At 58.5% G+C, this 11,113-nt stretch carries 13 protein-coding genes; 9 read left to right on the plus strand and 4 right to left on the minus strand.

Features of this window, described 5'->3' with window-relative positions; all coding sequences use genetic code 11:
- Positions 1-24 precede the first annotated feature (24 nt).
- Positions 25-444 (minus strand): DUF983 domain-containing protein, encoded by a 420-nt coding sequence (locus HKX44_RS01575; protein WP_276149551.1) that lies wholly within the window; start codon positions 442-444, stop codon positions 25-27.
- A 192-nt stretch (positions 445-636) separates the two neighbouring features.
- Between HKX44_RS01575 and HKX44_RS01580 the strand changes: the two genes are divergently transcribed.
- From HKX44_RS01580 to HKX44_RS01600, 5 genes are all read left to right on the plus strand, one after another.
- Entirely contained in the window at positions 637-1,197 is a 561-nt protein-coding gene (locus tag HKX44_RS01580; protein WP_276149552.1) for an EF-hand domain-containing protein, read from the plus strand.
- Positions 1,198-1,243: 46 nt separating this feature from the next.
- The gene (locus tag HKX44_RS01585; RefSeq protein ID WP_276149553.1) at positions 1,244-1,858 is read left to right on the plus strand and encodes an RNA polymerase sigma factor; all 615 of its coding nucleotides are present in this window, start codon (positions 1,244-1,246) and stop codon (positions 1,856-1,858) included.
- Entirely contained in the window at positions 1,851-2,201 is a 351-nt protein-coding gene (locus HKX44_RS01590) for a hypothetical protein (RefSeq protein WP_276149554.1), read from the plus strand. The genes HKX44_RS01585 and HKX44_RS01590 overlap by 8 nt, the downstream gene beginning before the upstream one ends.
- A 1-nt stretch (position 2,202) precedes the next feature.
- The gene (locus HKX44_RS01595) at positions 2,203-2,706 is read left to right on the plus strand and encodes a periplasmic heavy metal sensor (RefSeq protein WP_276149555.1); all 504 of its coding nucleotides are present in this window, start codon (positions 2,203-2,205) and stop codon (positions 2,704-2,706) included.
- Positions 2,707-2,774: 68 nt separating this feature from the next.
- Complete coding sequence (locus HKX44_RS01600) at positions 2,775-3,266, plus strand: hypothetical protein (RefSeq protein ID WP_276149557.1); 492 nt, start codon at positions 2,775-2,777, stop codon at positions 3,264-3,266.
- A gap of 114 nt (positions 3,267-3,380) precedes the next feature.
- On the opposite strand, the gene HKX44_RS01605 is transcribed toward HKX44_RS01600, so the two are convergent.
- From HKX44_RS01605 to HKX44_RS01615, 3 genes are read right to left on the minus strand one after another with little or no spacing between them, the layout of a single operon-like run.
- Positions 3,381-3,938, minus strand: a complete 558-nt coding sequence (locus HKX44_RS01605) for a hypothetical protein (protein ID WP_276149558.1) — start codon at positions 3,936-3,938, stop codon at positions 3,381-3,383.
- 2 nt (positions 3,939-3,940) lie between these two features.
- Positions 3,941-4,477, minus strand: coding sequence for a TadE/TadG family type IV pilus assembly protein (locus tag HKX44_RS01610; protein WP_276149559.1), 537 nt, complete (start codon positions 4,475-4,477; stop codon positions 3,941-3,943).
- Positions 4,474-5,922 (minus strand): pilus assembly protein TadG-related protein, encoded by a 1,449-nt coding sequence (locus HKX44_RS01615; protein WP_276149560.1) that lies wholly within the window; start codon positions 5,920-5,922, stop codon positions 4,474-4,476. The genes HKX44_RS01610 and HKX44_RS01615 overlap by 4 nt, the downstream gene beginning before the upstream one ends.
- A gap of 388 nt (positions 5,923-6,310) precedes the next feature.
- Between HKX44_RS01615 and HKX44_RS01620 the strand changes: the two genes are divergently transcribed.
- From HKX44_RS01620 to HKX44_RS01635, 4 genes are all read left to right on the plus strand, one after another.
- A complete protein-coding gene (locus HKX44_RS01620; protein ID WP_276149561.1) occupies positions 6,311-7,741 on the plus strand; it encodes a Glu/Leu/Phe/Val dehydrogenase in 1,431 nt (476 codons plus the stop codon).
- Between the two features lie 216 nt (positions 7,742-7,957).
- On the plus strand, positions 7,958-9,025 hold the full coding sequence (locus HKX44_RS01625; protein WP_276149562.1) for a trifunctional transcriptional activator/DNA repair protein Ada/methylated-DNA--[protein]-cysteine S-methyltransferase: 1,068 nt from the start codon (positions 7,958-7,960) through the stop codon (positions 9,023-9,025).
- Positions 9,022-9,768, plus strand: coding sequence for an isocitrate lyase/phosphoenolpyruvate mutase family protein (locus tag HKX44_RS01630; RefSeq protein WP_276149563.1), 747 nt, complete (start codon positions 9,022-9,024; stop codon positions 9,766-9,768). The genes HKX44_RS01625 and HKX44_RS01630 overlap by 4 nt, the downstream gene beginning before the upstream one ends.
- Positions 9,769-9,858: 90 nt before the next feature.
- A complete protein-coding gene (locus HKX44_RS01635; protein ID WP_276149564.1) occupies positions 9,859-11,112 on the plus strand; it encodes a sarcosine oxidase subunit beta family protein in 1,254 nt (417 codons plus the stop codon).
- The last annotated feature ends 1 nt before the right edge of the window (position 11,113 follow it).

The following is an 11,113-nucleotide window of genomic DNA, read 5'->3' on the forward strand; positions in this document are numbered from 1 at the left end:
GCATCAATCCCTTTAGAAGGGATGTCAGCTCTCGTCTGAGAAACCGCCCATGCCCTTGGCCCACTGAAAACCGATCACTACCCCTTTCAGTCTGGGCAGAAGGTAGAGCGACAAGCCGACACATCCAACCGCAAAAATGCTGAAAAGGGTCAGCGGCTCGGGGCGCCAGGTAACAAAGACGATGTGCAACAGCGGTGCCAGCAGGTGGCCGACGATCAGGATCGTTAAATATGCCGGCCCGTCATCTGCACGGTGGTGGTGAAACTCCTGACGGCAAACGGCGCAGTCGTCATTGACTTTAAGATATCCTTTCAGCAGCGGGCCAGAGCCGCATTTGGGGCATTTGCCACGCCAGCCGCGCAGCATTGCGTTCCAGCGGTTGCGTTCCGGTGCGGAAGCGGCAAGCTCAACATTGCCGTCTGCGACATGCGCGTGATCTGTCATACTTGTTCCTTTTGTTGTCTTTCACTTGCGCTGCATTGCGTGAAAAAGAAAGACCCGAGGCAGGGATTGCGGCGCGATGTCGCAATAGTATGCAAAAAATGTGAACCAACAGCGACGGAAATCTGCGCAGTGCCCGTTTGATGATCACCGGACCCGAAAAACGGGCCTTAGGAACACAGATGGAGTAATCCGATGATCAATGCGACACATATGAAGATGGCCTTGCTGGCGGGACTTATTGCCGTGGGTGGTGCGGCACAGGCCAAGAGTGGCGATAAGGGTGCCGCCTTGTTCGAGCAGATTGACGCAGATGGCAATGGCGCGCTGACCCAAGAGGAACTAAACGCCCATATGCAGGCTCGTTTCGCCAAGGCGGATGCGGATAAGGACGGGTTCCTGACGCCTGAAGAGATGCAGGCGCAACGGGCCAAGCATGGCGGTAAGCGCGCCGAAAAGATGTTGAAGCGCCATGACGCCAACAAGGACGGCAAGCTGGACGCCGCCGAGTTGAAAGCGGCATCTGAGGGCCGTCATGGTAAACGCGCCGCGAAGATGATGAAACGTGCAGATGCCAATGGCGACGGAAAACTGTCCTTTGCCGAGATGAGCGCCCGTCGTGATCCGACCAAGATGTTTGCCAAGCTGGACGCCAATGATGACGGGGCCTTGAGTGCGGAGGAGTTCGCCAAGGCCCGCAAATATCACGGCAAGGGCCATGGTAAGGGCAAAGATCACGCGCCCAAAGCCGACTAAGATGCCAGTCGGGGGCGCTTGATTTGCGCCCCCGTGAGGCTTAGCGATGATGGATATGTCGAACTTTCCCCAGACGGGTGCCTCCCATACGGCGGCGCATGGTGATGATGCCGAGGCGGCGTTGTTGCAGCGCTATGCCCAAGGGGACGCGGCAGCGGCACGCCTGTTGGCCGCAACACTGACGCCGCGGCTTTATGGTCATGCGTTGCGGGTTTTGGGGGATAGGGCAGAGGCCGAAGATGTCGCGCAAGAAGCGATGTTGAAGCTGTGGAAGGTTGCGCCCGAATGGCGCAGCGGTGAAGCGCGGGTAAGCACATGGCTTTACCGGGTGGTGGCGAACCGGTGCATTGACCGGCTGCGCAAACGGCGCAGCACCGGATTGGACGAAATTGACGAACCGGCTGATCCTGCGGTCAGCGTGGAACGGCGCATTTTGGATGCGGCACGCTTGGATGCCCTGCAACAGGCGCTGGATCAATTGCCGGACCGCCAGAAACAGGCGGTGGTGTTGCGCCATATCGACGGGTTGGCCAATCCCGAGATAGCGGTAATTCTGGAAACTGGGGTTGCGGCGGTGGAAAGCCTGACGGCGCGGGGGAAACGGGCGCTGACGCAGGCGCTGGCGGGACAAAAAGATGCCTTGGGGTATGACGATGACTGATGATGATAAGATAAACACTGAACTGGACACGTTGTTCCAGCAGGCCCGCGCGGCACCAGCGCAGATGCCTGAGGGGTTGATGGCACGGGTTCTGGCAGATGCTGATGCGCTGCAACCAGCAGCGGTGCGCCTGCGCTGGCAGGTGTTATTGCGCGCCTTGGGCGGTGCGCCGGGTGTGGGGGGATTGATCACGGCGGGGTGTTTCGGTTTTTGGCTGGGGGTGGCCCCGCCGGCCAGTCTGCCGGATCTGGCCGGTACGGTTCTGGGGTTTGAGGCCACGTTGGACGCAGAGATCGAGGGCGGTACGTTGACCGCCTTTGGTTGGGATATTGAGGAAAGCTAGGATGACACAGACACCGTTGCCAGCAGGCCGGAGGGGGCGCGCCTTGAAATGGGCTTTTGGGATATCTTTGGCGCTGAACCTTGTTTTTGTGGGAATTTTTGCCGGCGCTGCCCTGCGTCATACGGGCGGGAAACGCGGGTGGGACCGGATTGGTGAACCGGTGCGCAGTTCGGGGGTACCGTTTTTGCGGGCCTTGCCAAAGGAGGACAGGCGGGCGTTGCGGCAGGTGCTGAAAGAGGGCGCGCATGATTTGCCCAGCCGTGCCGCGCGGCGGGAAATGCAACAGGAAATGATTGCGGTTTTGCGGGCTGATCCCTTTGAGGCAGCCGAGATGAGCCGGTTGTTTGCAGCCCAGACCGAGGCGGCAAAACATGTTTCGGGCAAGATGCAATCGGCTTGGCTTGACCGGGTTGGGGCGATGTCGGCACAAGAACGTGCAAAGGTTGCCGACCGCTTGGAAGAGATGCTGAAGCGGCGCAGGCACAAACCGCCCAAACACCCGTAAACGCCGGGTCGCTTGCCGATGGCCGCGCCGCGGGGTAGGGAGCGGGTGGTCAATGCGGAGCTGGGACAGTGGAATTCAAAGACAAAAACGAAGTTCTTGCCGTGGCGCGGGCGTCAACCGGGCGGCGCATTCTGGGGTTAACCTCACTCGGGGTACTTGGGGTTTTGTTGATTTACATCGCCTTTCTGCGGCCGCCGTCGCTGGGCTGGCAGGTGTTCCTGATCGCTCTGGGGGCGGCGTCGCTTTGGTGCGCGGACAAGATGCGCAAGTCGACGGCCAGTTGCATTGAGTTGACCCCGACTGAATTGCGCGACGGCGACGGCACGGTCATTGCGCGGGTGGCGGACATTCAAAGCATGGATCGCGGCGTTTTTGCTTTCAAACCCTCGAATGGTTTCCTCATCCGGACTGCCGATGCAGAGCCGGGTGTCTGGCGGCCCGGATTGTGGTGGCGTACGGGGCGGCGCGTTGGCATTGGCGGGATGACCCCCGGCAATCAGACCAAGTTTATGTCGGAAGTTTTGTCAGCAATGATGGCGACCCGCGAGCAAGGTCAATAAAGCTGCGGTCACGCTGTTTTACCTCAACCTGAGCATTGGATTGTTGGCAAACGGCGTTGCGCTACGCCGGTTTGGATGCCGACGTAGCGCCTGTTGCTTCTTTGGTGCCTGAGGCTAGTTACATTCGCGCCAGCAGACCCGTGGGGCAAAACGTGGCCGGGTGAAGACAAAGTTTTTGATTTCGCGTCGTTCAAGGCCGGTTCTGAAGGGCGGTTCGTAGTTGCTCCAGGTTTCGACAAGCACGATGCGTTCGTTGTCCGGCATGACCGGCAGGCGGTTTGCCCAGTCGCGTACGTCGCCATTGCTCAGCTCTGGCTTACCACCGCTGGTCTTGGACCAATCCCGGTAAAAGCGCTGGTCGTCGCCATCATAGAACAGAGAGGTCACCCGCAGGGATGAAAGGCTCTGGCTGTTGGACAGATATTCAAAGAGTTGCAGTGACCCGTCCAGATAGGCCTGATCCAGTGGGGCCGTCTCGCGGGAAATGGAATCGCCGATGGTAAAGGCGGCCTTGTGGTTGATGCTGTAGGTGCGGAAGGCATGGAAGATGGAGAACACCGACAGAAAGGCCCAAAACATCACCGGCAGAACGATCATTGCCTCAACCGCGATATTGCCGTCATCATCGCGCAGAAAGCCGCGCAATCGGGTTTTTATACGTGCTGTCCACATGTTCACGGCTCCTGTACAAAGGCGGCGGTCGCGACCATTTTGGCTCTGCCGGTGCCGTCTTTTTCAAATTCATGGCCCAGACCGCTGGTCGGGTAGACTGGATTGAACCGGACACAGGCCCGCAACATCATCACCTGGTTCGAGTCACCAAGCGTAAACCCACGCACCGGTTTGACCGGCAGGGAGGTGTCCACACAATCGACCTCTGCATCAAAGCGGGCAAAGGCGCGTGGATCGACGGATGTCATTTCTAGGCGCAGCGTTTCATCGCAGTTTTCCAACCAACCCGTATTGGCACAGATCATCTGTTTGATGTCGTCATGGGTGAAGGTTCTGTGGGTGTTCAGGCGGATGTAACGCACCGCGATGTCCAGACCCCGGTCCAGATACATCTGCCGCATCGAATAGATGCCCATTTCAACAGCCATCAGGAAAACACCAAACAGCAGTGGGACAAAAAGGGCGAATTCGACCACCATGGCAGAGCCGTCTTCGTCGCGGCGAAAGCGCCGCAGAAGCTTGCGTATCGGATGTCTCATTGTGTGAGCCTCAACTGGTTAATCTGGCGTGCAATGGATGCAAATGCTTCGCTGATCTCGATCCCTTCCACCCGGAAAAAGTGGCTGGGTGAAGAGGCGCAATTGCGCATGACGTCGGCACCGTGGTCGCTTACTTCAAATCCGATTGACCAGATGACAATGTTGTTGTCCTTGGCCGCGTCGCAAATGTCGCTCAGCAGGGCGTCGGCTTTGCTTGGCGTGTATTTGGTCGTTCTCCAGCGCCAGTGGTCACGGGATCGGACGTGCCGGTTCAGGTAGTACCCTAGCGGATACTTGCTCCAGTGTACCCTGTGGCTTTGTCTGGAGTAATAGTCTGGGTGGATCCGTCTTGTAGTGACGTTTTCACCGTCGGTCATCAGGATGATTGTCTTGAGCGTCTCGTTTGATTCCGGCACATCAGGATCGGCATAGGCGGCGGGCCGGTCCAGAAACGGCTGGTCGACACCCAGCGCGGCGTTGAAGTCCTGCCATGCAGGGTCAAGCATACCGACGCCCCATTTCATACCCAAATGAATGGCTGTATTGGCACGGGGACGGAACTGGTTGATCTGCGCCTTCAGCGCCTCTTTATTCTGCGAAAATGCCGTGATTTCTTCGTAAGACCGTTTGGGGCAGCCGGGATTGGAGATCGAATCCTCGCTACGGCTGCCGCTCCATCGGTAACCGGCATCAAAGTGCTGCATGTGTTCATAAGGTTCAGCGCCGTGCGTTGAACCAGCAAGAATTGCAGGGTTGGTGAAGTCTAGATCGGTGAAATCAATACAGAATGAATAGTCGTGCAAGCGGTTAACATTCATCTGCGAGAAGATTCTTTCACCAGCATTTACCTGCGCAGTGTAGGGCACAACGTTGATCGAAATCAGATCTTCGGTTTCGTCTTTCAGAACCGCGTCAAGAAATTCGCCAGCGGCGACTTGCAGGTTGCCCATTCTGCCATTTCGCCCCATCGACCCAGAGATATCGAGAACCATCGAAATCTCGACCTTACTCACCCGTTCCTCGGCGGTTGATATGCCGGGCACGTCCAAAGTGGGGACCCCCAGAAAATCCATGAACTGGGTGTCGAAAGTTGTGGTCGCGTCAACCGTAACTGTGCGGTAATTCAGGCCTTGGTCTACGTTAACCTGCGAGACGAAATCGGCCATGCCGGATTTGGCGAAATAGTCGCGCACAACGGCTTCGGGGTCCAGCTCCTGATCCAGATCAGCGGCGGCCAACACAGCCCGGTCGGCGACCGCCTGAATGCGGGTCCGTTCCATTTCGTGGCGCATCATGTCCACCCCGATGCCACCGATCAGCACAATCATAAAGATCATCAGGCATGCAAAGGCCGTGACAACCCCATCTTCTTCTTTCGCAAAATTGCGATAGAACATCGCCAGATCCTGTCGATCTGAGCGTTTTTTACGCAGAATTTTTGTCATCGTCGTTAACCTTTCCAGCCAAACCACCTCAGGGCATCCCAGACATGCGGGCGGACTTTTCCTTGGGACTGTTGTGCCCTGCCAACGTGGCGGAAATGGGGCGAATTATTGGCAAATAAAGGTATTTTAAGTGGTTTTTACTCAACTGTGAGGCAAAAAGCAGGACCGCTGTTTCCGGTTTATGCACAGTCGGGTCATAGACCGGCAGAATGGTGCGAAGGAGCTTTTCGCCTCAGAGCAACGGAAGAGGCGAAATATTAACGATTAATAAAGTCGCACCTTTCACATACCAACGGTAGGGTAAGGATGGGCACCCTGATCCACGCCGAGTCGCGATGACACTTCAGGCCAAGATGAAACTGCCCCCAAAAAAGGACAGGAGAGACCGATGCAGTCTTCTAACGAACCGAGTTTCCGCGAAAGCGTGGACATAATGTTTAACCGTGCCGTCGCTCTGATGGACCTCCAGCCCGGGCTGGAGGAGAAAATCCGGGTCTGTAACGCCACTTATACGGTGCGTTTCGGTGTGCGCCTGCGCGGCAGAATCCAGACATTTACCGGTTACCGTTCGGTGCATTCCGAACATATGGAGCCGGTCAAGGGCGGGATCCGCTATTCACTGGGTGTGAACCAGAACGAGGTCGAGGCGCTTGCGGCTTTGATGACCTATAAATGTGCCTTGGTCGAAGCCCCGTTTGGCGGCTCTAAGGGGGGGCTGTGTATTGATCCGCGCGAATATGACGATCACGAGCTTGAGCTGATCACCCGCCGCTTTGCCTATGAGTTGATCAAGCGCGACATGATCAACCCGGCGCAAAACGTGCCCGCCCCCGACATGGGCACCGGCGAGCGCGAGATGGCGTGGATTGCGGATCAATATAAGCGTATGAACACAACCGACATCAACGGTGTTGCCTGTGTCACCGGGAAGCCGACCAACGCGGGTGGTATCCAGGGCCGTACCGAGGCCACAGGGCGCGGTGTGCAATATGCGCTGCACGCGTTTTTCCGCGATGCGCAGGGCATGGTAAAGGCTGGCCTGACCGGCAAGCTTGAGGGCAAGCGCGTTGTTGTGCAGGGGCTGGGCAATGTGGGCTATCACGCGGCCAAGTTCCTGAGCGAAGAAGACGGCTGCAAGATCACTGCGATCATCGAACGTGATGGTGGGTTGCACGATGAAAACGGTTTGGATGTTCAGGCGGTCTATGACTGGATTGGCAAACACGGCACGATCACGGGCTATCCGCATGGCACGTTGGAGACTGACGGGGCGAAACTGCTGGAACTGGATTGCGACATCCTGATCCCAGCGGCCCTTGAAGGGGTGATCAACCTGACCAACGCGGACCGTGTCAAAGCTCCGTTGATCATTGAGGCTGCTAATGGTCCGGTCACAGCTGGCGCAGATGAGATTTTGCGCGACAAGGGCTGTGTCATTGTGCCGGATATGTATGCCAACGCCGGTGGTGTGACTGTGTCTTACTTCGAGTGGGTCAAAAACCTGAGCCATATCCGCTTTGGCCGGATGCAGCGTCGTCAGGAAGAAGCGCGTCACCAATTGGTGGTTGACGAACTGGAACGCCTGTCCGCTGACAGTGGCATTGGTTGGCAGCTGAGCCCGAACTTCAAGGAAAAGTACCTGCGCGGTGCGGGCGAGCTTGAGCTGGTGCGCTCTGGTCTGGATGACACGATGTCGACGGCCTATCAGTCGATGGCTGATGTCTGGCATGGGCGCGACGATGTAAAAGACCTGCGGACGGCGGCCTATCTGGTGTCGATCGACAAGGTTGCATCCAGTTATCGCGCCAAGGGTCTGTGATCCGCTGATCCATACGGATTTTATGGAAAGGGCGGATGTCGCCCTTTCCACTTGCTACCGGCAGGCCAAAGGTGGCACCGCCGCAGCCGCCATACCATAGCCGTGTGTGACAAAGACGTGCGCCTGTGGTGGGCCCGGCTCTGGAATATTCAGGAAAATTGAATAGACGCCCGATCCTGGGCGGACAGGCCGCGCGCGGTGGCTTATGCATGTGGCATGATGTTTGATTTTTCTGATGACGGGGCGCTTTATGCGGCCTTGCTGGCGCGGGATGCGCGGTTTGATGGACGGGCCTATGTCGGCGTGACCTCTACCGGGGTTTTCTGTCGCCTGACCTGCCCGGCGCGCAAGCCTAAGCGCGAGAACTGTGTGTTTTTCGAAACCATGGGGGCCTGTATCGAGGCCGGTTTTCGGGCCTGCAAACGCTGCCATCCCATGGCACCGGCGGCGCAGGCCGACCCGGCCATCGCGGCGCTGTTAGCGGGGCTGCGCGATGATCCGGCGCGGCGCTGGCTGGAGCGCGATGTGATTGCCATGGGCTTTGATCCGTCTACGGTGCGGCGCGCCTTCAAGCGGCATTTCGGCATGACCTTTCTTGAAATGGCGCGGCTGACACGGTTGCGCACAGGGGCGGCCGTTTTGCCGGAGGGCAGGCGGGTGATTGATGCGCAGATGGAAGCTTCTTATGACAGCCCCGCTGCCTTTCGACGCGCCTTTGCCAACTGGCTGGGGCTGTCGCCCTCAAAGTTTGTGCAGAATGCCACACTGCGGGCGGATTGGATCGAGACCAAGCTGGGGCCGATGATTGCGGTGAGCGACAAACACGCGCTGCATTTGCTGGAATTTGCCGAACGCAAGGCGCTGCCCGGCGAGTTGAAGCGGCTCTATGCGCTTGCCAAGGGATCGTTGGGGTTTGGCCGCTTTGCGCCAACGGATCAGATCGAGACCGAGATGGCGGCGTTTATGGACGGGCGATCCGCTGATTTTCACACCCGGCTGGCCCCTTTGGGGACGCCATTCACCCAAGAGGTCTGGCGCGCCCTGCGTGATATTCCAGCCGGTGAAACCCGATCATATGGCGAGGTCGCCAAGAGGATGGGCCGCCCTGAAGCGACGCGCGCTGTGGCGCGGGCCAATGGGGCAAATCCGATTGCCATCGTGATCCCCTGTCACCGCGTGATCGGGGCTGATGGGGCGTTAACGGGATATGGTGGTGGCTTGTGGCGCAAACAGGCGTTGATCGAAATGGAGCGCGGATTTGCGCAAAGAAAGGGGACCAGATGACCGGATTTTCAGAGAAAGCGGCGGCGTTCAGGGGGCTGCACGTGAAGGGGCAGCCATTGGTTCTGCATAACATTTGGGATGCCGGATCTGCCAAGGCTGTGGCCGAAGCAGGGGCAAGTGCCGTGGCCACTGGCAGCTGGGCGGTGGCCGCAGCGCAGGGGTTTGGGGATGGCGAGGCATTGCCGATGGCGGAGGCGCTGCGGGTGGCGGGGCAGGTGGTGGATGCTGTGACCGTGCCGGTAAGCGTGGATTTCGAAGGCGGCTATGCGCTGGCCGCCACGGAGGTGGCGGTGAATGCGGTCTTATTGCGCGAAGCCGGTGCGGTTGGCATGAACTTTGAGGACCGCGTGGTTGGCGGCGAGGGGTTACATGCGATTGATGTACAGGTGGCGCGGGTTGCTGCGGTGCGGGCGGCAGTCGGCCCGGATTTTTTCATCAATGCACGTACGGATGTGTTTTTCTGCGGGGATAGCGCAGCGATGGCCGATCAGATGGCACAGGCCGTTTTACGCGCCAAAGCCTATGCGCAGGCCGGGGCGGACGGGATTTTTGTGCCGGGTCTGGCCGATGTTGTGCAGGTGGCACAGTTTTGTGCGGCGCAGAATCTGCCGGTGAATGTGATGCGGATGGGGGATGCCGTCACGATCGAAGCTTTGGCCGAGGCCGGTGTGGCACGGGTCAGTCACGGACCGGGGCCCTATTTGGCGGCGATGCAGGCACTGAGTGCAACGGTGGCCGAATAATGTCGCTGCCGGACAAGAGGGTATAAAAAGCCGTTGTACCCTTGGGCCGGTGCTGCCTTTATGGTGGGAAGGGTTACGGGAGAGAACGACATGCGGTTTTCGGGGTTGCGGGTGCTGCGCGAAGGGCTGAGCGGCAATAAGGGCTGGACGCCCCATTGGCGAGATCCCGAACCCAAGGCGGAATATGACGCGGTGATCATCGGTGGCGGTGGTCATGGGTTAAGCACGGCTTATTATCTGGCCAAGAACCACGGCATGACCAATATTGCGGTATTGGAAAAGGGCTATCTTGGGGGTGGTAATGTTGGGCGAAACACCACCATTGTGCGGGCGAACTATGGGCTTGAGGGCAATTCGCAGTTTTATTCCCATTCGTTGAAGCTGTGGGAAAACCTTGAGCAGGACCTGAATTATAACGCGATGATGTCGCAGCGCGGGGTCTTGATGCTGTGTCACTCCGACGGTCAGCGCGACGCCTTTGCGCGGCGGGGCAACATGATGGTGTCGCAGGGCGATGATGCGGAGCTGCTGAGCGCCGAGCGCGTGCGGCACCTGCTGCCCTATCTGGATTTCGACAACACGCGCTTTCCGATTTATGGCGGGTTGCTGCACCGGCGTGGCGGTACGGCGCGCCATGATGCGGTGGCTTGGGGATATGCGCGGGGGGCCGACCAGCACGGTGTTGATCTTATTCAGCAGTGCGAGGTGACCGGGATTGATATCGAAAACGGTGTGGTCAAAGGGGTGCAGACCACACGCGGCGCGATCCGGGCCAAGAAAGTCGGCGTGGTTGTTGCCGGGCGCTCGGGGCAGGTGGCGGCCATGGCCGGGATGCGCCTGCCGATTGAGAGCCATGTGTTGCAGGCCTTTGTTACCGAAGGCATCAAACCGGTGATTGACCATGTGGTCAGCTTTGGCATGGGGCATTTCTATATCAGCCAGTCCGACAAGGGCGGCCTGGTCTTTGGCGGTGATCTGGATTTCTACGCCTCTTATGCGCAGCGCGGCAATATGCCGATGATGGAGCATGTGATGGAAGCGGGCATGACCCTGATGCCGATGATCGGCAAGGCCAAGGTTTTGCGCAGTTGGGGCGGGATCATGGACATGACGCCGGATGGTTCCCCCATCATCGACAAGACCGAAACCGAGGGTTTGTTTGTCAATTGCGGCTGGTGTTACGGCGGGTTCAAGGCGGTGCCCGGATCGGGGGATGCATTTGCCCATCTGATGGCCACAGGCAATCGCCATGAAGCGGCGGCGAAATTCCGGCTGGACCGGTTCCGCACCGGGGTCGGATTGATGGATGAAGAGGCGACCGGTTCGCAGCATAATTTGCACTAGC

The sequence above is a fragment of the Sulfitobacter sp. M05 genome, assembly GCF_029285175.1.
Lineage (GTDB): Bacteria > Pseudomonadota > Alphaproteobacteria > Rhodobacterales > Rhodobacteraceae > Sulfitobacter.

Bases quoted from the DNA above. Each gene is read 5' to 3' on its own strand.
- HKX44_RS01585 (WP_276149553.1), top strand. From the start codon at position 1,244: ATGATGGATATGTCGAACTTTCCCCAGACGGGTGCCTCCCATACGGCG.
- HKX44_RS01590 (WP_276149554.1), top strand. From the start codon at position 1,851: ATGACTGATGATGATAAGATAAACACTGAACTGGACACGTTGTTCCAG.
- HKX44_RS01635 (WP_276149564.1), top strand. From the start codon at position 9,859: ATGCGGTTTTCGGGGTTGCGGGTGCTGCGCGAAGGGCTGAGCGGCAAT.
- HKX44_RS01605 (WP_276149558.1), bottom strand. From the start codon at position 3,938: ATGTGGACAGCACGTATAAAAACCCGATTGCGCGGCTTTCTGCGCGAT.
- HKX44_RS01625 (WP_276149562.1), top strand. From the start codon at position 7,958: ATGATGTTTGATTTTTCTGATGACGGGGCGCTTTATGCGGCCTTGCTG.
- HKX44_RS01630 (WP_276149563.1), top strand. From the start codon at position 9,022: ATGACCGGATTTTCAGAGAAAGCGGCGGCGTTCAGGGGGCTGCACGTG.
- HKX44_RS01575 (WP_276149551.1), bottom strand. From the start codon at position 444: ATGACAGATCACGCGCATGTCGCAGACGGCAATGTTGAGCTTGCCGCT.
- HKX44_RS01615 (WP_276149560.1), bottom strand. From the start codon at position 5,922: ATGACAAAAATTCTGCGTAAAAAACGCTCAGATCGACAGGATCTGGCG.
- HKX44_RS01595 (WP_276149555.1), top strand. From the start codon at position 2,203: ATGACACAGACACCGTTGCCAGCAGGCCGGAGGGGGCGCGCCTTGAAA.
- HKX44_RS01620 (WP_276149561.1), top strand. From the start codon at position 6,311: ATGCAGTCTTCTAACGAACCGAGTTTCCGCGAAAGCGTGGACATAATG.
- HKX44_RS01610 (WP_276149559.1), bottom strand. From the start codon at position 4,477: ATGAGACATCCGATACGCAAGCTTCTGCGGCGCTTTCGCCGCGACGAA.
- HKX44_RS01580 (WP_276149552.1), top strand. From the start codon at position 637: ATGATCAATGCGACACATATGAAGATGGCCTTGCTGGCGGGACTTATT.